At 38.3% G+C, this 20,886-nt stretch carries 10 protein-coding genes and 6 pseudogenes; 5 read left to right on the forward strand and 11 right to left on the reverse strand.

Translation table 11 applies throughout. The features are described 5' to 3' along the window. Positions 1 to 535: 535 nt before the first annotated feature. The 3 genes and pseudogenes from BTN50_RS04945 to BTN50_RS10110 form a co-directional block, all read right to left on the reverse strand. Positions 536 to 1,330, reverse strand: a pseudogene (locus BTN50_RS04945) (IS5 family transposase); the annotation flags it as partial. A 482-nt stretch (positions 1,331 to 1,812) separates the two neighbouring features. Beyond that, on the reverse strand, positions 1,813 to 2,472 hold the full coding sequence (gene trhA, locus BTN50_RS04950) for a PAQR family membrane homeostasis protein TrhA (RefSeq protein WP_096619241.1): 660 nt from the start codon (positions 2,470 to 2,472) through the stop codon (positions 1,813 to 1,815). Positions 2,473 to 2,926: 454 nt separating this feature from the next. Further along, positions 2,927 to 3,103 (reverse strand): hypothetical protein, encoded by a 177-nt coding sequence (locus BTN50_RS10110; RefSeq protein WP_161492956.1) that lies wholly within the window; start codon positions 3,101 to 3,103, stop codon positions 2,927 to 2,929. Between the two features lie 42 nt (positions 3,104 to 3,145). On the opposite strand from BTN50_RS10110, the pseudogene BTN50_RS04955 reads away from it, so the two are divergent. Then, a pseudogene (locus BTN50_RS04955) lies at positions 3,146 to 3,961 on the forward strand (transposase). A 179-nt stretch (positions 3,962 to 4,140) separates the two neighbouring features. Here BTN50_RS04955 and purL read toward each other — a convergent pair. The 4 genes from purL to fbp form a co-directional block, all read right to left on the reverse strand. Beyond that, positions 4,141 to 8,049 carry a phosphoribosylformylglycinamidine synthase gene (gene purL / locus BTN50_RS04960; protein WP_096619242.1) on the reverse strand — a complete coding sequence of 1,303 codons (3,909 nt, stop codon included), beginning with the start codon at positions 8,047 to 8,049 and terminating at the stop codon, positions 4,141 to 4,143. A gap of 394 nt (positions 8,050 to 8,443) precedes the next feature. After that, positions 8,444 to 8,677 carry a hypothetical protein gene (locus BTN50_RS12270; RefSeq protein WP_394336779.1) on the reverse strand — a complete coding sequence of 78 codons (234 nt, stop codon included), beginning with the start codon at positions 8,675 to 8,677 and terminating at the stop codon, positions 8,444 to 8,446. Between the two features lie 74 nt (positions 8,678 to 8,751). After that, positions 8,752 to 8,874, reverse strand: coding sequence for a transposase (locus tag BTN50_RS12275; protein WP_096619243.1), 123 nt, complete (start codon positions 8,872 to 8,874; stop codon positions 8,752 to 8,754). 601 nt (positions 8,875 to 9,475) lie between these two features. Then, positions 9,476 to 10,486, reverse strand: coding sequence for a class 1 fructose-bisphosphatase (gene fbp / locus BTN50_RS04970; protein WP_096619244.1), 1,011 nt, complete (start codon positions 10,484 to 10,486; stop codon positions 9,476 to 9,478). A gap of 581 nt (positions 10,487 to 11,067) precedes the next feature. Here fbp and BTN50_RS04975 point away from each other — a divergent pair. Continuing rightward, positions 11,068 to 11,969, forward strand: a pseudogene (locus BTN50_RS04975) (transposase). Positions 11,970 to 12,071: 102 nt separating this feature from the next. Here BTN50_RS04975 and BTN50_RS04980 read toward each other — a convergent pair. Continuing rightward, a pseudogene (locus BTN50_RS04980) lies at positions 12,072 to 12,776 on the reverse strand (glutathione peroxidase). Between the two features lie 441 nt (positions 12,777 to 13,217). Here BTN50_RS04980 and BTN50_RS11135 point away from each other — a divergent pair. Beyond that, a pseudogene (locus BTN50_RS11135) lies at positions 13,218 to 14,051 on the forward strand (IS5 family transposase); the annotation flags it as partial. 62 nt (positions 14,052 to 14,113) lie between these two features. Here the strand turns inward: BTN50_RS11135 and BTN50_RS04990 are convergent. From BTN50_RS04990 to tsaD, 3 genes and pseudogenes are all read right to left on the reverse strand, one after another. Beyond that, positions 14,114 to 15,391: a multifunctional CCA addition/repair protein gene (locus BTN50_RS04990; protein ID WP_096619245.1), complete on the reverse strand. Its 1,278-nt coding sequence runs from the start codon at positions 15,389 to 15,391 to the stop codon at positions 14,114 to 14,116. A 352-nt stretch (positions 15,392 to 15,743) separates the two neighbouring features. Next, positions 15,744 to 16,560, reverse strand: a pseudogene (locus BTN50_RS04995) (IS5 family transposase). A gap of 475 nt (positions 16,561 to 17,035) precedes the next feature. After that, complete coding sequence (gene tsaD, locus BTN50_RS05000; RefSeq protein WP_096619246.1) at positions 17,036 to 18,061, reverse strand: tRNA (adenosine(37)-N6)-threonylcarbamoyltransferase complex transferase subunit TsaD; 1,026 nt, start codon at positions 18,059 to 18,061, stop codon at positions 17,036 to 17,038. 204 nt (positions 18,062 to 18,265) lie between these two features. On the opposite strand from tsaD, the gene rpsU reads away from it, so the two are divergent. Together rpsU and dnaG are read left to right on the forward strand one after the other, a co-directional pair. Beyond that, positions 18,266 to 18,481, forward strand: a complete 216-nt coding sequence (gene rpsU, locus BTN50_RS05005; protein ID WP_096619247.1) for a 30S ribosomal protein S21 — start codon at positions 18,266 to 18,268, stop codon at positions 18,479 to 18,481. Positions 18,482 to 19,066: 585 nt separating this feature from the next. Next, positions 19,067 to 20,821 carry a DNA primase gene (gene dnaG / locus BTN50_RS05010; protein ID WP_096619248.1) on the forward strand — a complete coding sequence of 585 codons (1,755 nt, stop codon included), beginning with the start codon at positions 19,067 to 19,069 and terminating at the stop codon, positions 20,819 to 20,821. The last annotated feature ends 65 nt before the right edge of the window (positions 20,822 to 20,886 follow it).

Here is a 20,886-nt window from a genome sequence, read left to right on the forward strand (position 1 = left end):
TGCTATAAAATAACTAACTGGAGGTAGTATAATCAAGCTTGAATTAATCAGGATTCACTCGCATACTGGATTGATGAAGAAGCCGTGTAGCTATGGAATCAAACTACATCGGATAGTCATAGAAAACTTTGTTCATTCAGAGGCTTAGTCATTACGGTGGCTTTCATGGTGAAACGTGTATTTTCAATAATTCATCAGTTTTGTTTTTTAAACTTGCTTAACTGTCATTGTTATGCTTTCACTATTCATGCATTCGCAAACGAACCAAAATGGTTAATTCGCGTTCAATGCGAAGACTAAAAGATCCATTCAGTACTTATTCATTAATTCTACAGAGCTAAAAATTTACAGCGAAGGTGAGATAGTAAGTAAAAAAGCATGGCACTGATGAGAAACGGCTAGTCTAGCATACATGGGCTTTATTTTTTAATTTGAGCTCAGAGAATAAATTTCAACATGATTAATAATTAAACAATTACTTTTATTTTAGGCATACATAACCAGCCAGCTTATTTAACGCTTTTATTATATCTTAAGTTTCGTTAATCTGAGCATTATAACCTCTGAAGCTCAATGTTCCTTCAAGTAGTTTTTTGACTCGAAACATTGCCGTCTCTTATAGGAAACGTTTATGGTAACTACACTTCGTTTTTTCAATGCTAATTTGAACCGTATAACTTCTGATAACGGATGCTCAATTATACGGATGACCTCATTCCCAAAAAGTTGCTCCTTTCTGAGTGGGATGAGTGAAACTGTTCGTTTAATACGAACGGTTTCGTAACATTATTTGGTGCCGTAAGCACTATCGGATGATCTTTCATTGATTGTTCAGCAGGTCTGTTTAAATAAGTTAAATAGCACTTTACCGCCCGTCATATTTGATGCACTTAACTCAGCAGTAATAATTTCATGCGTATTTATATCTCCGCTAAATATGACTTACGTCAAACTTGCCGTTTTTCACTAGACCATGCTTTTTTACCTTCCATTTTCTTTCACTGCAGACTTTGAACCTCGTAGAATTAATGGTTAAGTGCTGGATGCTTCCTTTATTCTTTATCTTAAGCGTGATGTTAACTGTTTTATCTCGTTTGCTAACGCATGAACAGTGAGGGTACAACAATGGCCATGGAGAAAGCTTGAAAACAGAATTAATAAATTTTTGTAGACTTTTCAATGGTATTGAAAGCATGTATTTAATCATGAAGGCCGTTGTAATGGTTAAGTAACTAAATAAACGAGGTTTTCCATGATTATTTTGTTTAGTTTGATTTCATAGCTGAATGGCTTATTCATCAATTCAGTATGTTAGAAAATCACGATTGATTAAAGCTTGATTATACTGCTTCTAGCTAGTTATTTTGTAGCGAACATTGTTCATAGACCTGAATGTTTAAGCGAGCCTAACTGTTTAGAGTGTTGATCAAAAATTTACTTCCTTTATTTAGAAAATAAAGTTGGCTACCATAAACGTTCTCTAGCAGAAAAAGTAATGATTTGAATTAAAAATTACTGGTAGGAACATTGAGCCTAAGGGAGGCTAATGCTTAGATTAACGAAATTTACGCCATGATGGAATCGTTAAATAAGTTGATAAGGTTAGATATGTTTCAAACGAAGCAATGGTCTCATAGCGAATCATGTTAAAATTGATTATCTGAGTTTGAATTAGGAAAGAAAATTGCTTGAGTGAGACCATGATGTCAGGAGTAAACGTTAGTCCTGGCATGGGAACAACCACCAGACCTACGGGTATCATTGTAGGAAAAAGAAAACAAACCGCATGATCTCTCTCTCGTTTCTACAAAATTATACAGGCTGAATATAATAATAAATTGCCAAAAAATGCAGAACTGTGCCTCCAAGTACAAATAAATGCCAAATAGCATGATTGTAGGGAATTGTACGTTTCACGTAAAAAATTACACCTGACGAATACACTATTCCCCCTGCCAATAGTAGCAATAATCCTTGTATAGCAACCACTTGAGCAAGCTGATAAATCACGCTCAATGATAGCCAACCCATGACAAGGTAAATTACTAACGACAACTTGTTAAAATGATATATAAAGAAGATTTTCAATGTCACACCTACTAGTGCAATGCTCCAAATTAATGTCATAATAATTACCGCCAAGGGTGTTCTAAGGCTGATCAACATAAATGGCGTATGCGTACCTGCGATAAGTAAGTAGATGGCGCAGTGATCGAAGATTTTTAGTGTGTGTTTTGCATTGGAAGAGGAAATAGCATGATAAAGTGTAGATGCAAAATAGAGCAAAATGATGCTAATGCCGTAAACGCTGTAGCTTGTAATAGTTAACGTATTAGCTTCGGCATTAAACGCTTTTATCAATAAAAAAATTAAGCCAAACACACCAAATACTATGCCTAAACAGTGGCTAACACTGCTTGCTATCTCTTCTTTGATAGAATATTTAGACTTTGTTGGTGTAACAGTTATCATCAGGTAGTCATCCTGTTATTGATGTATCAACATGATTATGACACATTTGAGCGTACAAATGTAAGCTTAAAAATAAGATGCTCTCTCCCGTAAATTAATCTCAAAGCTGCATAAGTGCTTGTTGATGCGAATGTGGGTCATGTATGTAATCAGTGTGTGATTTAAAGGGAGTACTTATGTTTAATCTATGCACTAATGACTTTGTTATCTATTACGTTTTCTTGAAATATTCGCCTGTTTTTTATTGAATTAGTTCAAACGAGTGAAAAAAAGTAAATTTTTCTCTCAACGAGGTGCATATAAACTTGCCAACAATCATTTATTATCTATATATGTATCATATATATTAACCTTATTTGTATACCACAAGACTTTGTTTCTTCCTTCGAGTTTAGATAGCCAATCTCAATATGATTAACTATGAAACGAGAGTTTTTATTTTGGGCATACTTAGTCATGTCAGCTTATTGAATACTTTTATCCAGGCGTCAGTTTCGCTAATCTGAGTTGTGTCATTCCTTAGGCTTAATGTCCCTCTGAGTAGCTTTTTGATTAAAATCAGTGCAGTTTCTGTTAGGGAATGTTTATAATAACCAGTTTTATTCGCTAAATCGTGGAACTTAATTTTCAAGGAACACTTTAAACAACTAGTTTCATCTAAATATTCAAGTAGGTGAATAATTTTTGTTACAAAAAAACTAACTGGAAGAAGTATAATCAAGTTTTAACCAATCTAGGCTCACTAATATATTGGATTGATGCAAAAACTATTTCACGATGTAATCAAACTAAGTGGGGGGGCAATTATAGGAGACCTCGTTTATTTAGTGACTGAGCCATTACGACGGGCCCTATGGTTAAACGAGTATTTTCATTGCCATTGAGAGGTCTGCAAGAATTCATTAATGCTGTTTTCAAACTTGTTCAATGGTCGTTGTCATGTCCGTACTGTTTATGCATTATCAAGCGAGCCAAAATGGTTAACGTCGCATTCAAGACGAAGACTAAAGGACTCATCCGACTTTTAACTATTCATTCTGCGAAACGAAAAATTTATGGTGAAGGCGAATGTTAAGTAAAAATACATGATAAGGATGGAAAACAGGGAATCTTGCGTAAGTTACATTTGGCGATGGATATAAATACGCATGAAATCATTACTGCTAAGTTCAGTGTATTAAAGGTGCCTGACCTGCTTAAACAGCTCCGCTGAAAAATCAATGAAATATTAGGTAATGGTGCTTACGATGCTAGACAATATTACGAAATCGGTCGAATTGAGCGAAAAACATTTGGGAACCAAATTATCTGCGTAATTTAGCGGTCAGTTATACGGTTCAAATTAGCATTGAAAAATGAGGTATAATTACCATAAACATTATCTACCAGAGCCGGTAATGCTTTGAATCAAATACGGTTCGGAGGGACATGGAGCGTAAGGGATCACAATACTGAGATTATTGAAATCTACGCTATTAAGCATGCCTAAAACGCAAGTGATGGTCTAGTAGTTCATCGTGTGGTGATTTGCGGTCTAAACTTGAATTAGAAAACGAAGCCCGTCGCAATGAAACAAAAAAGCTGCTCCGTATAGATAACGACTCATGTTACAAAAGTTATTATTTATCACTTTATTATGGATGCATGCAGCCGTGGTTTCACCAATGATTAACCAAGTTTAACGCGCGCATTGCGAAACATACGCATCCATGGACTGTCTTCGCCCCAGTTATCTGGGTGCCATGAATTTGCTACAGTACGGAATACTCGTTCTGGATGTGGCATCATGATTGTCACACGGCCATCAAGTGTTGTGAGACCAGTAATACCATGTAATGAGCCATTTGGGTTTGCTGGATAAGTTTCGGTTACGTTACCAAAATTATCTAAGTAACGCAGTGCCACGGTGCCTGATTGCTCAAGAGCCATCAGATGCTCAGCATTGCGTACTTCCATGCGGCCTTCACCATGAGAAACCGTAATTGGCATTCTTGAGCCTGCCATTCCGCTTAAAAATAATGATGGAGTTTCTTGAACTTCCACTAAGCTACAACGTGCTTCAAAACGCTCAGACTCATTGCATACAAAACGTGGCCATAAATTAGCACCTAGAATTAAGTTATGTAAATTTGAAAGCATTTGACAACCATTACATACCCCTAACGCAAACGAATCGCCACGATGGAAGAAGTGTTCAAATTGATCACGTACCATATCGTTGAATAGGATAGATTTAGCCCAACCTTCACCAGCACCTAATACATCTCCGTATGAAAAACCGCCACATGCCACGAGACCATTAAAATCTTTTAGCGTCGTTTGTTTGCTTAATATATCGCTCATGTGCACGTCTTTCGTAGTGAAACCAGCGCGGTCAAATGCCGCTGCCATTTCAACGTGAGAATTGACACCTTGTTCACGCAAAATAGCCATCTGAGGACGAGCACCCATTGCGATAAAAGGTGCTGCAATATCTTCTTCAAGATTGAATGACAACATGGCGTTTAATCCAGGATTTGTTACGTCTTGTTTAGTCGCGAACTCTTGGTCAGCACAGCTAGGGTTATCCCGTATTGTTTGCATTTGGTGCGTAGTTTCAGCCCAAATAGTACGAAGTTCAGTGCGATTTTGCTCAAAAACCAGTGTATTATTATTCCAGATACGTATCATATCATCATCACTGAGCGTACCAATAATGTGGCTACAACTTGCCAAACCATACGCACCCAGCGTTGATTGAACTGCATCCAACTGATCAGCATGCACTTGAACCACCGCTCCCAACTCTTCATTAAACAGTGCAGCAAGTGCATCATCGCATTCGCCTTTTACAGACAAGGCATGAATATCCACTTCCAGACCAATATGACCAGCGAAGGCCATTTCAGCTAAGGTGACATATAAACCACCGTCGCTACGATCATGGTATGCCAGTAATCTCTCGTCACGGACCAAAATTTGCATGGCATTGAAGAAACCTTTCAATAGTTCAGGGTTATCAACATCAGCAGATTTATCGCCCAACTGCTTGTAAACTTGTGTCAAGGCGGTTGCACCCATGCGGTTTTGACCTTGACCCAAATCGACTAAAATTAGTGCACTATTGCCTTTGTCTGTGCGAAGTTGAGGGGTGACGGTTTTACGCACATCTTCAACACGACCAAACGCAGTAATAACTAATGACAGAGGCGCAATATTTTCTTTTTGTTCGCCACTTTGCTCCCAACTGGTTTTCATCGACATTGAATCTTTGCCGACGGAAATCGTCAAATCCAGAGCAGGACATAGTTCTTCGCTGATAGCTTTAACTGCTTCGTAAAGACCAGCATCTTCACCAGGGTGACCCGCAGCTGCCATCCAATTCGCTGATAAGTTGATGCGTTTTAAATCACCAATGTCTGCACACGCGATATTTGTTAGGGATTCAGCCACTGCTAAGCGTGCTGATGCAGCAAAATTCAACAGTGCAACTGGCGCACGCTCACCCATCGACATTGCTTCACCATGGTAAGTATTGTAGCTTGCAGCCGTTACAGCACAGTTTGCAACGGGTACTTGCCAAGGGCCAACCATTTGGTCACGTGTAACAAGCCCCGTTACGGAACGATCACTGATGGTGATAAGGAACGTTTTTTCTGCAACAGCAGGCAGACGCAACACGAGTTGTGACGCTTCTGCAATTGAAATCCCTGAGCGCTCAATTTCCTGACCTTCCACTGTCCGAGCTTGCACATTACGGTGCATTTTCGGTGGTTTGCCGAGTAGAATATCAAGCGGCATATTGATAGGTGTGTTATTAAAATAATCATCTTCTAATACGAGACAACGTTTTTTTGTCGCTTCACCTACCACAGTATATGGCGCACGCTCGCGTTTACATATTGCACTGAACACATTCATATTTTCTGGTGCTATGGCTATTACATAGCGTTCTTGAGATTCATTACACCAGATCTCAAGTGGACTCATGCCTGGCTCGTCGTTCGGTACATTACGAAGTTGGAATTTACCACCACGCCCGCCATCATAGATAAGTTCTGGCAGTGCATTTGAAATACCACCAGCGCCCACATCGTGGATAAAGGCGATTGGATTGCTTTCACCCAATTGCCAACAACGGTCGATAACTTCCTGACAACGTCGTTCCATCTCTGGGTTTTCACGCTGAACAGAAGCAAAGTCCAAATTTTCAGCTGATTGCCCAGATGCCATTGATGACGCCGTACTTCCGCCCAAACCTATATTCATTGCTGGGCCGCCAAGCAAAATCAGTTTTGCGCCAACGGGTATTTCTTTTTTCTGTACGTGCTGGTCACGAATGTTACCCATACCACCTGCAATCATTATTGGCTTATGATAACCACGCACTTCTTTGCCGTTGTGTGACGTAATTTTTGCTTCATAGGTCCGAAAATAACCAAGTAAATTAGGACGTCCAAATTCGTTATTGAATGCAGCGCATCCCAATGGACCTTCTAACATGATATCTAGTGCATTAACAATGCAGTTTGGTTTGCCAAAATCGGTTTCCCAAGGTTGTTCGAAGCCAGGTATACGAAGGTTAGATACTGAGAAACCGACAAGGCCAGCTTTAGGTTTACCACCTATGCCCGTCGCGCCTTCATCTCTAATTTCACCACCAGAGCCTGTTGATGCCCCAGACCAAGGTGAAATTGCGGTTGGATGATTGTGTGTTTCGACTTTCATTAGAATATGCGTTGCTTCCTGATGATAGTTATATTGATGTGATTTTGGGTTAGGGAAAAAGCGTCCCACTTCAGAACCAACCATAACAGCTGCGTTATCTTTATAAGCAGATAACACATATTCATTGTTGTGCTTATAGGTGTTTTTAATCATTTTGAACAGGCTTTTATTTTGTGTCACACCATCAATAGTCCAATCTGCATTGAAAATTTTATGACGACAATGCTCAGAGTTAGCCTGTGCAAACATCATTAATTCGATGTCATTCGGGTTACGTCCAAGTTTAGTAAAAATTTTTATCAAGTAATCAATTTCATCGTCTGCAAGTGCAAGGCCTAATTCAACGTTAGCTTTTTTTAACGCATTTCGTCCACTAGCTAGCATATCTATGGCTTTTACTGGTGCAGGGGTTGCTGTAGTAAATAATACTGCTGTGTCAGCCATGTCGCTAAACACGACTTCTATCATACGGTCGTGTAGAAGGCCTTTTAACGTGCTGACTTGTGTATTGTTAAGGGAAGTTGACAAATCAAGATAATATGCAGTACCACGTTCTAAGCGCTTAATGTGGTTCAGACCACAGTTATGTGCAATATCAGTAGCTTTAGACGACCAAGGAGAAATAGTGCCAGTACGTGGTGTAACGAGAAACAGGGAACCCGTGGAAGCATGTTCTTTCATTGCTGGCCCGTATGTTAACAAACGATCTAATTTTTGTCGTTCGTCTTCATTTAGTGGTGAACAGAGATCTACAAAGTGAATATACTCTGCGTAGAGGCCAGTAATAGGTAAATGATCCGTCTGACAGTTTTCCAAAAGTTTATTAACTCGAAATTCGGATAAAGCGGGGGACCCCCGCAAAATTTCCATGGGCGTATGCCTTTTGAGTAGTGGTGAATGAAAGCTATAGTATTCTAACCTATGGTTATTTATTGCTCACTTTTATGGAAAAGTCACATAATAGTACTCATGAGCTTCTGATGAGATATGCCACGATATATTATAAGGGAAAAAAGTGAGTAACGTAATAGCTTTGTTTATTCATTCGAGTTCAGATAACAAATTTCAACATGATTAATCATTAAAAAATCGTTGCTATCATGGATTAAGTTTCGCTAATCTGAGCATTATGATCTTTTAAGCTCAATGTCCATTCAAATAATTTTGACTGAAAACGCGGCCATCTCTGATAGGGAACGTTTATGGTAACCATACCTCATTTTTCAATGCTGATTTGAGCCGTATAATTTCTGGTAACTAACCGCTAAATTATGCGGATGACCTCGGTCCCAAAAAATTGTTTTTTTGATGGTATGAGTGGAACCTCTCGTTCAATACAAATGGTTTCGTAACACTGCTTGGTGTCGTAAGCACCATAGGCTGATATTTCATTAATTTTTCGTCGGGTCTGTTTGAGTAAGCTCGGCAGCATTTTGTCGCCAGTCACATTTGATGCACTTAACTCAGCAACAATTATTTTATGCGTATTTATATCTATCGCTAAATGTACCTTGTACTAGCTCGCCACTTTCCATCAGTGTCCTGCTTTATTACTTTCCATTCTCCTTTGCTCTAAATTTTGAGCCTAGTAAAACCAACGAATAAGTGTTGGATGCTTTCTTTATTCTTCGTCTTGAACGCGACGTTAACCATTTTGGTGCGCTTGCTAATGCATGAATAGTGAGGGCATGACAATGATAGGTGGCAGGTTTAGAAATAGCATGAATGAAGCCTGGCAGACCTCTCAATGGCATTAAAAATACGCATTTAATCATAAGGCCGTTGTAATGGTTCATCCGCTAAATAAACTAAGTTTTTCATGATGATCCTACTTGGTTTAATTCCATAGCTGAATAGCTTCTTTATCAACCCAGAATATTCGTGAACCACGATTCACGATTCATTATAATTTGATCATACTGTTTCCAGTTAATTGTTTTGTAGTGAAAATTATTCATAGACCTAAATATTTAAGGGAGCCTAACTGTCTAGGTATTTTTTGAAATTTAGTTCTCTGATTTAGAAAGTAAAGCCGGTTACCATAAACGTTCCCTGGCAGAGGCGGCAATGTTTTGAGTCAAAAAACTACTGGGAGGAGCATTGAGCCGAAGGGATCACACAACGCAGATGAGTGAAACCGACGACATGATAAAAGCGTTAGATAAGTTGATAGAGTAAGGTATGTCTAAAATATAAGTAACCATTTAAGTGTTACTTATATTGAGATTTGCTACCTGCACTTGAATTAGGAAACAAAACTTTGTATATGGAGCTTTTTCACAAAAAAAAATTATTTTTAATCGGAGTTTCGCTCGAGGAACTCTTCTATTTTTTTCACCATATCAGTGGTGCCAACAAAAAATGGTACGCGTTGATGTAGTGCTATAGGTTTGATATCAAGTATACGCTGCTTACCATCAGACGCCTTGCCACCCGCTTGCTCCATAATGAAGGACATGGGGTTGCATTCATATAATAGGCGTAATTTACCGCTAGGATAGGTGGCGGTACTTGGGTACAAATATATGCCTCCTTTGAGCATATTGCGGTGAAAATCGGCTACTAATGAGCCGATGTAACGTGAGGTATATGGGCGATTATCTTCAGGTTTATTCTCTTGACAGTACTTCAAGTATTGCTTAATTCCTTTAGGAAACGTAATGTAGTTTCCTTCGTTAATGGAATAAATAGATCCTTTATTCAGAATAGTTATGTTCTCGTGTGAAAGAAAAAAAACACCGATTGATGGGTCATAGGTAAAGCCGTGAACACCATTTCCAGTCGTATAAACTAACATAGTGGAAGACCCGTAGATAATGTATCCAGCAGCTACCTGCTTGTTACCAGGTTGGAGGAAATCTTCCATAGTTGCTAATTGCCCTAGAGGCGACACGCGTCGATAGATTGAAAATATAGTCCCAACAGACACATTTACATCAATATTGGAGGAACCATCGAGGGGATCGATTAAAATGACGTATTTAGCATTAGGTCCGTGCTTTTCACTGAAAATGACAACATCATCATCTTCTTCGCTACCAACACCGCAGACTTGGTCGCGCGCAGCCATGGCAGCTTTAAATTTTTCATTGGCATAGACGTCGAGTTTTTGTTGTTGTTCGCCTTGTGCGTTTTCATTGCCAGATGCGCCTATGATATCAACGAGACCAGCTTTATTTATTTCACGGTTAACAATTTTTGCAGCTAAACGAATAGATGATAGTAACGAACTTAGTTCGCCGCTAACACTAGGACATTCATGCTGTTTTTCAACGATAAATTCGCCAAGTGTTCGCATATCTGACATTTCAGATCCTTTTAATGTCTGTAATTGAATTTTTTGGTAAGATGTTGAAATAACTAGGCGCGTGCAGTAAAAAAAATTTGCTTGTTTTCTTAGGTTGATTAATATGATACCGATCCTGAGGTATATGAAAGTCTTTAGTTAATCCAAAAAACGCAATACAACTGAATAAAAATCAACTTATTATAGTGTGAAGTGTAGTTCTTTTTGGTAGTAGCGAAGTGATTTGGATAAGCTTAGAGCTTGGAACTGTGATCTCAATATGGTGCAAGCTGAGCGGATGTCACTTGCAAAGGATCTTGTTACCTAACCCTAGCTCAGACATTATATCTCAGGATGATCAACTATTAGATGCTTACTTTTGGTTTTATGCTCCTTTAGGCTCAATGTTCTTCCTAGTAGTTTTTTGACTCGAAACATTGTTGCCTCTGCTGTGGAACATGTATGATACAGGCTTTATTTTCTAAGTCAGAGAACCAAATTATTAATTAACATGCTAAATAGCTAGGCCCACTTAAATATTCAGGTCTATGAACAATCTTCGCTACAAAACAACTAACTGGAAGTAGTATAATTAAGCTTTAATCAACTGTAGTTTACTAATATTCTGGGTTGTGAAGAACCCATTTAGCTTTGACATTCAATTAAATAAGGTAATCATGGAAGATTTAGTTGACTTAGCCATTATGTTCGTTCGCATCATTGCAGACATATTTTCAAGGTTATTTATAGAGGTCTGCGGTGATTCATTAAATTTGTGTTCAAATTGGTTCAATTGAAGTTGTCATGCTCTAACTATTAATGAATGAGCACGCGAACCAAGACAGTTTATGTCACGTGCAAGACGAAGAATAAAGGAATCATCCCGTATTTAGTCATTGATCCTACGGGCTCAAAGTTTACGGTGAAGGCGAATAAAAAGCTAAAAAGCAGGGTACTAACTAATGGAAGCGAAGAATCTGGCGTCAGTGACATTTAACGGTAGATGTAAATATGCATCAAATCATTACAATTGAATTAAGTGCATCAAATGTAATTGACGGTGCAGTGCTACCTAATTTACTCAAACCGACTCGACGAAAAATCAATGAAGTATCAGCTGAGAGTGTTGACGGCACCAAAGAATGTACGAAATCATTCGTATTAAACAAGTGGTTCCACCCATCTTATTAAGAAACGAAGTAATTTTTAGGAAACGAGCTCACCCGCGTAATTTATTAGTTAATTACCAGAAGTTATACGGTTCAAATAGGCATTGTAAAACGAGGTATGCTATCATAAACATACCTTAGCAAAAAGGGTAATATTTTGAGTTAAAAAATTACTGGGAGGGATATTGAGCTTAAGGGCTCACATAACTTAAATTAGCGAAACCTTCGCCATGATAAAAGCATTAAATGAGCTGACAAGATTAGATATGCTTAACACGAAAACTATTATACCCATAGTGAATCATGTGGAAATTGTATTATTCGAATTTGAATGAAGAAACACAGCCTATACAATAAAGAGATTAATTTGCAAGTTGAAATAATATGCATTTCATATTGGAGGGTTAAGTAAGGTACGTTTCTAGTTCTTCGTTACTTTAGATGTGTTTACCGCTGATGAATATTTGTGGTACGGTTGTACTACCAGTAATTGCACGTAAGCTTACTGTGGTGGTGTTATGATCTAAAAAAACTTCTTCAAATTGTAGTTTATTGTTCATCAGTAATTGTTTTGCTTTTACACAGAATGGACAAGTTAGTTTACTGAATATAGTCATTGATTCTTGCAGTCTGTGTCCTGGTGCTCAGTAGTTTAGCATGGTGTCTGCATCAGAAACTTTCAATGGCTCGCTCAGCTCGTTTGCTTCAATGAACATTTTTTCTATAATGCAATTTTTAACCAGCATGCTGTAACGCCATGAGCGTTTACTAAAGCTTAAATCATTCTTAGATACAGCCATACCCATACCACGTGTAAAATCGCCATTACCGTCCGGAATAAATGTACTATTCTTTGCTTTTTGGTCTGCTTTCCAAGTGTTCATCACGAAAGTGTTATTATCATTAACAGAAATACATAAAATATCATCAATACCGTATTTTTTGAATATTGGGAATAATTTATTATAACGTGGTAGGTGGTTTGATGAACATGTTGGTGTAAATGCACCTGGCAGATTAAATGCAGTGATGATTTTACCTGCAAATAATGCATCAGTAGTTACATTTACCCATATATTTCCTTTGAAAATTGGAAAAGTTACACTTTGTGTGTGTTGATTTTCTTTATTGATAAATGTCATATCATAATTCCTGAATATTAAATTTCATTTTTATCCGGAGTATCCCATTGATATGCTTATATTAGTTCCTTAGAGGTAAATTTTTCTAATTAATTGCATTTGTCACTTTAATAAAAGAAGCTTCAATGAAGTAAGCACCTAATATCGTCAATCTCGAGTAATGGTGGCACTATCTTAGCATTAGTATTTTTAAAAATTTTTGTTAAAAAAACGAATCAAAAGTGCTGATGAAAAGATTACATGGTGAAGCTTTATTGATACGGATGGATGATGACTGCTTTCGTGAGCAAACTATGGTTTTTTATTTTGCTGCAGTCGCAAAGGAAGACTTACGTTTTAGAATCACGAGTTTTATTATGTTCCGGCTTTGTTTTTTAAATCATGGAACTAAATTATCAATCTACGCTCTAAACTTCTAGGTTACTTGAAATATTCAATTCTATGAACAATTCTCACTACAATACAACTAACTGGAAGCAGTATAATGCAGCTGTAAGCAATCATGACTCATTAACATTCTGGATTGATAAAAAAGCCATTAGACTATGGAATAAAACTAAGTAGGATATTCATGGAAGACTTCATGTATTCAGTGACTTAGCCATTACGAGGGTTCTCATGGTTAAATGAGTATTTTCAATGCTATTGAGGAATCGGCAAGGATTCATTAATTTTGTTTTCAAACTTGTTTAAGTGCTATTCTCATGCTCGCACTATTAATGCATTAGTAAGCGAACCATAATGGTTAACGTTACGTTTAAGACGAAGAATAAAGGAAACATCCCGCACTTAGCCATTGATTCGATGGGGATCAAAATTTACGGTGAAGGAAAGAGAAGGTAAAAAACATGGTACTAATGGGAAACAGCAAGTTTGGCGCAAGTTATATTTAGCGGTAGATATAAATATGCATGAAACCATTGCTGCTGAGTTGAGTGCATCCAATGTAACTGGCGGTGAAGTGTTACTTAACTTGCTCAAACAAACTCGCTGAAAAAATCGATGAAATATTGGCCTATAGCGATTACGGGACTAGACAATATTATGAAACCGTGCGTATTAAACGAGCGGTTTCATTCATTTCGTTAAGAAAAGGAGTAATTTTTTGGAAACAAGATCATCCGCATAATTTAGAGGTCAGTTATCAAAAGATATACGATTCAAACACGCATGGGAAAAAGGTATGGATATCATAAATGCTCCCTATTAAAAACGGCAATATTTTGAGTGGGAAAACTCTTGGGAAGAAAATTGAGCTTAAGAGATTATAATGCTTAGATTAGCGAAACTTGCGCTATGATAAAAGTGCTAAATAGGTCTAAAACAAAAGCGATTGTTCAATCGCTAGTCATGTTGAAATTTTTATCTGAACTCAAATTAGGGAGCAAAGTCCTATTTTCGTTTAAATACATCTTCACCGCATGTATTCTTCTGCGTGTTAATTCTTGACGTATACTATGGCCTTGAAAACCTTCCGCCATAATTGGTTGCACATCTACAGTATTGGCTGCTTCAAATGCACCAATTAACCATTGTGCTTGTGGATAAGGGCAATTTTCAAAGCCTATTCTTCCTTGATAGACGGCTTGACTGGCGATGGCGAGTTGAGGTACTCGTTCAGGCTTTCGCCAGAAATCATTGCGGTCAAATAGTTTGATAAAAGTTGATGCTTTTAGTTCGCCTGCGTTGTGGATGTTGGTGTGTTCTATGCAGACAAATAGTGCTACATCGCGATACATATTGGGCACGCGTACACGTTCGCACACTGCTTTAACGGATATGTTTCCTATTTTTGCATACGTTTTATGGCTTGACCATTCTTCCGACGGTATAAGGATTTCATTAAGAGCATGCATTTGTGTGGCAAAACGAATGTAGGTGTTGCTGGTTAACTTCGCGGCTTGACGAGTAACCATGAGGCTGTGAATGCCTGTGTCGATTTCTGGGTGCCATTGTCCGAGCAGTGGAACGCCAAACAAAGCATCAATTTCTGGTAACACCACGGCGAGTGCACCACAATCTCGTAAGATGCTGTGAAAGACATCAGGGCGCGAAGTATAGAGTGATTTTTTCCACTCCATCCAAACACGTTCAGGTGTGAGTGTATTCAGCTCTCCGCTTTCAACAATTTTGCTCATGAGCACCATTGTTTCATCAGCTACTTGAAAACCTAGCGAGTGGAAGCGAGCGGCGAAACGCGCAACACGCAACGTGCGAAGTGGATCTTCGATAAATGCGGGTGACACATGGCGAAGAATCTTGTTATCGAGGTCGGTTTTTCCACCATAAGGGTCAATTAGGGAACCGTCGTCAGCTTGTGCAATGGCGTTGATGGTGAGGTCACGACGCTGTAAGTCTTCTTCTAATGTTACATCCGGAGCGAAATCGCACACGAACCCTGTATAACCTTGTCCTGATTTTCGCTCAATACGAGCTAGTGCGTATTCTTCGTGTGTTTTTGGATGCAAGAACACAGGAAAGTCTGTCCCAACTTGTTTGTAACCTGCTTTTAACATGGTTTTAATATCTGCGTTAACAACGACCCAATCTTGATCTTTTACATCGAGCCCTAGCAATTGATCTCGAACGGCACCGCCCACGAGGAAAATATTCACATTGTTGTCCAGTTATTAAGTAATAATAAGATCATGATAAACTGCACACCTAGGAGGAACAGAATTAGATTCGTATTCTGTCTCTGAACTAAAAATGCAAACCTGCGACAGAATAGTCGGTCATAGTAAATGCGTGTTTTTATATGTACTAGGTGTCACACTACTGTGGTGAGCTTAACTGACAGTTTTGAGGACGTAAAGAACTTCCCATGTATCGTGACTGTTGTGCAGTTTGCAGAGTTGTCTTTTGTGATAGTACCTAATCCTAAATTCTATTTTTTAGTGAGTGTCACTGAAAGACGGCTTTCTTTTTAATTTGAGTTTAGATCGCAAATGCTAAGATGATTAACGATTAAATAATCGCTTTTATCATGGCATAAGTTTCGTTAATCTGAGCATTGTGATCTCTAAAGCTTAATGTCCTCCAAGTAGTTCTTTGATTTGAAAAATTGCCGTCTCTGATAGGGAAAGTTTATGGTAACCATCCCTCATTTTTCAATGTTGTTTGGAACCGTATAACTTCTGGTAACTGACCGCTAAATTACGCTGGTGTTTTCGTTTCTAAAAAATTGCTTTTTTGGTGGGATTATTGGAACCACTTGTTTAATACGAATGATTTCGTGATATTATTTGGTGTCGTAAGTACTATCAGCTGATATTTCATTGATTTTTCAGCGGGTCTCTTTAAGCAAGTTAGGTAGCACTGCACTTCCAGTCACATTTGATGCACTTAGTTTAGCAGCAATGATTTCACGCGTATTTAATACTACCGCTAGATGCAACTTGTGCTAGACTCGCCGTTTCCCATCGGTGCTATGTTTTTTTATTTCCCATTTTCCTCCACCGTAGACTTTGAACCAGTAAAATCAATGGCTAAGTGCTGGGTGCTTTTTTTATTCTTTGCCTTACGCATGACGTTAATTGTTTTGGCTCGCTTACTAATGCATGAATAGTGCGAGCATGAAATGGCACTGAAAATATGCATTTTACCATGAAAGCTGTCGTAATGGCTAAGTTGCTAAACAAATTAGGTCTCTCATGATTACACTGCTTAGTTTGATTTCATAGCTAAATAGCTTCTTCATCAACCCAAAATATTAGTGAGCTATGATTGATTAAAGCTTGATTATACTGCTTCTAGTAGTTGTTTTGTAGTAAAGATTGTTCACAGACTTTAATATTTAAGTGATTATGACTGTTTAGAGTGTTGATTGAAAATTTAGTTCCCTTACTTAGGAAATAAAGGCGGTTACCATAAATATTCCTTAGCAAAGCAGCAATGTTTTGAGTTAAAAACTATTGGTAGGGACATTGAATCTCAGGGAGCATACAACTCAGATTAGTGAAACCGGCGGTATGGCAAAAGCTTTAAATAAGCGGATGAAACTAGGTATGCTTCATACGAAAGCTATTGTTTCATAATGAATCATGAGGGGATTGGCTATATGAATTTGTTTTAAAAAAACAAAGCTAAAGCGAGTAATAGCGTACGTTAGAGGCTCATATAAAATATGTAAATTTGTGTTTTTTCCCTCTTGATAAATTTATGTTTATTATCGATTGTTTTTAAATTTAGTGCTCTAAATAACTCGCAATCTTGAATCTCAGATTGCGTAAACAGATTGATGAAATAAAGTTAGTTTATTAATTCTCTGACTTAATAGATGTCAACTGATCAATTGGCCAACGTGGGAATGCTTTCACGCTCAAATCAGTGTGTTCACCGTTTTTTAATCGTTGCATACCGGCATACGCTATCATCGCCCCATTGTCTGTACAAAATTCCATACGCGGATAAAAGATTTGACCATCAATAGAACTCATTAATTCTTTTAGTTTAATACGCAGGTGACGGTTAGCACTGACGCCACCAGCGATTACAAGGCGCTTCATATGGAATTGTTTTAATGCCCGCTGACATTTAATAACTAGTGTATCAACAACCGCATCTTCAAATGCACGTGCAATATTAGCACGGGTTTGAGTGTCGTTTCCATTCATTTTAATCGTGTTCGCTGCAAACGTTTTAAGGCCAGAGAAACTCATATCCAAGCCAGGTATGGTTGTCATTGGACGTGGGAACGTAAAGCGAGTGCTATCACCCTTCTCTGCTAATTTTGACAATAACGGACCACCAGGATAATTTAGCCCCATCAATTTAGCAGTTTTATCAAAGGCTTCACCAACGGCATCATCAATTGACTCACCAAGGATTTGATATTCACCTATGCCCCTCACCTCAACTAACAAAGTATGACCGCCAGATACCAATAATGCAATGAATGGGAATGGCAGAGGCGTATCTTCAAGCATTGGTGCTAGTAAATGTCCTTCCATATGGTGAACGGCCACAGCTGGAATGTTCCATGCATACGCTAAGCTGCGACCAATTGTTGCCCCGACTAATAGTGCTCCAACTAAACCTGGCCCAGCAGTGTATGCTACACCATCTAAATTTTTCTGCATAAGGCCAGCTTCTGCTAACGTTAATTTGATAAGTGGAATAGTTTTTTTTACATGATCACGAGATGCTAGCTCCGGGACGATGCCACCGTAGTCCGCATGCAGCGTAACCTGACTGTATAACTGATGTGCTAAAAGCCCCTTTTCATCATCATAAATCGCAACGCCAGTTTCGTCGCAGGATGTTTCAATTCCCAAAATTCGCATGCCACCTCAATTTACTTCGTTTGTTAATGGATTTGACATATTTCATAAATTAAAGAAACAATATTACATGTGCAGGATTAAATTAACCAGTTATGCTTTACAAATGCCTAAGTTCCAGATTAAAATTTAATACTATTATTAATCAATAGCTGGTTATTTGTCTCCAGCAATCACTGATACAATCCCCCAGGAGGTGAAAGGCATATGCCAGTAGTTAAAGTCCGTGAAAATGAGCCATTTGATGTAGCATTACGTCGTTTTAAGCGTTCTTGTGAAAAAGCAGGCATTCTTTCTGAAGTTCGTCGTCGTGAAAACTTTGAAAAGCCCACTACCGTTCGTAAGCGCGCTAAGGCTGCTGCTGTGAAACGTCACTTGAAGAAGCTGGCTCGTGAAAATGCACGTCACATTCGCCTGTATTAATTATGACTAAACTAATACAAATTTATGAACACGGGATTGATTACTCGTATTAAGAGTGAACAAATTACAATAATAAAAATAAAATATGAACTTTATTTTTCACTTATAGTGTTACTATCTATTGAGTTAAATACTTAAAAAGTAATGTTTAAAACACTTAAATTTTCAAAAAAACACTAAGTAATCATGGTTAAAATAACTAAGCAATGTGATAATGTATATCACAATTTTAGTCAATCATTGTGATGATTTTGCTGACGCAGAATTAGCTGAATTTAACGTGTTCATGCTATAATTATTCTGTGATATGAGTCAAAAATATTATCGTGGTGTCTGGTGAGCATCCGATGGAAAATATAGTAGAAGTATAACTATTTTAAAATTTTAATTTTAGGTCGTGTTTTATGGGAGACATTAGTTAATGTAACGTATGAAATAACATTTCATCCAAACTGCAAATAAGCCGTGCTACTCATAGCGAAATGTGTCGTTTGTGTGTTTTTCATAGGTAGTAAAAATACAACTTACTTTAAATATATACTCCCATTTATTGACATGCTCAAACTTATCAAATAAACGTAGGTTATGGTAGGAAAAATTCCACGTGCTTTTATTGATGGTTTACTCGCCAGACTGAACATTGTCGATCTTATAGGCGCTCATGTGAAACTTAAAAAGCAGGGTAAAAATTTTGGTGCCTGCTGTCCTTTTCATAATGAAAAAACACCCTCTTTTATAGTTAGTCAGGAAAGGCAATTTTATCACTGTTTTGGGTGCGGTATACATGGTAATGCCATCGATTTCATCATGGGGTTTGATCGCTTAGAGTTCGTTGATGCAGTTGAAGAACTTGCGTCTCAATTGGGTATTGAGGTTCCACGCGAACAATCAGACGTAGATGTACTAAAAGGCCCATATGTTTATAGCAATCAAAAACACAACCTTTATAAGATAATGGAGCAAATCACCCAGTTTTATCAAAGCAGTCTCAGCACTGATGTGGGACCTATTGCGATTGATTATCTGCACGGTCGAGGGCTCTCGAGCGAGATTGTACAAAAGTTCAGTGTGGGCTATGTTGCCGATGAATGGGATCAGGTTCGAACACGCTTCAGTAAAGACAACGAAAGTCAGCAGTTACTTGTCGCTACCGGCATGCTGGTAGAAAATGATAATGGACGATGTTATGACAGATTCAGGGGACGCATTATGTTCCCTATTCGGGATTGTCGTGGGCGCGTGATTGGATTTGGTGGGCGTGTTTTGGATGATAGTACCCCAAAATACCTTAACTCACCAGAAACGCCTATATTCCATAAAGGGCGAGAGCTGTATGGTCTATACGAGGCATTACAAGTGCACCATGAGCCAAAGCAATTGCTGATTGTTGAAGGATATATGGACGTGGTTGTTTTGGCACAATTTAGTATTGACTATGCTGTGGCCTCTTTGGGTACAGCCACTACCGCCAATCATATTCAAACTTTATTTCGACAAACGTCCAATGTTGTTTGTTGTTATGATGGAGATAGTGCTGGTCATAATGCAGCATGGCGAGCCATGGAACATGCACTTCCATACTTGAATGATGGCAGCCAGCTAAAGTTTATGTTTTTACCTGATGGTGAAGATCCTGACTCAATGGTTCGAAAAATAGGAAAAAAGGCTTTTGAAGAAAAGCTTGCGGCATCGATGTCGCTTTCCGAGTTTATGTTTTCTACCCTAATTGAACAGGTAGATACCAGCAGTAAAGAAGGAAAAGCGAAACTTACTACACTTGCCGTACCATTGATTGAAAAAGTATCTGGCGGAACACTGCGACTTTATCTGCGGAATATACTGGGACAAAAACTGGGTTTACCCGATGAGCAACAGTTAGAAAAACTAATCAGCAAACAAGCCCCATCGCAGGTACGTACGCTATTACCGAGAATGAAGCGAACGCCAATGCGAGAAGTAATAACTTTACTACTGCAAAATCCAAAGTTTGCGGAATCACTACCTCCATTGGATGGAATCGATGAACTAAGCATCCCAGGCCTTAAAATATTCACTACCATGCTTGAACTTTGCAACCAGTGTCCCAATGTTACAACAGGACAGCTGCTTGAGTTTTGGCGTGGCACAGATCAAGAAGTATTGTTAGCTAAATTGGCAAGCTGGGAGTTACCCATCAATGAATACAATGTATTAGATGTATTTTTAGATTCATTGGATAAAGTTCTTGCCCAGTGTGTCATACAACAAATAGACAAGTTACAGGCAAAAGATAGAAGCGTAGGCTTATCAACCGAAGAACAGCAGGAGTTATGGCTATTAATCCAAAGCCGTCCTGACTAGAAAGTCATCAGTACTCTTGTAATTTGCTAGTATTAGTAGTTTGTGTTTCGCACGCTACATTCTTA

This window comes from Candidatus Enterovibrio altilux, from assembly GCF_002381345.1.
GTDB lineage: Bacteria > Pseudomonadota > Gammaproteobacteria > Enterobacterales > Vibrionaceae > Enterovibrio > Enterovibrio altilux.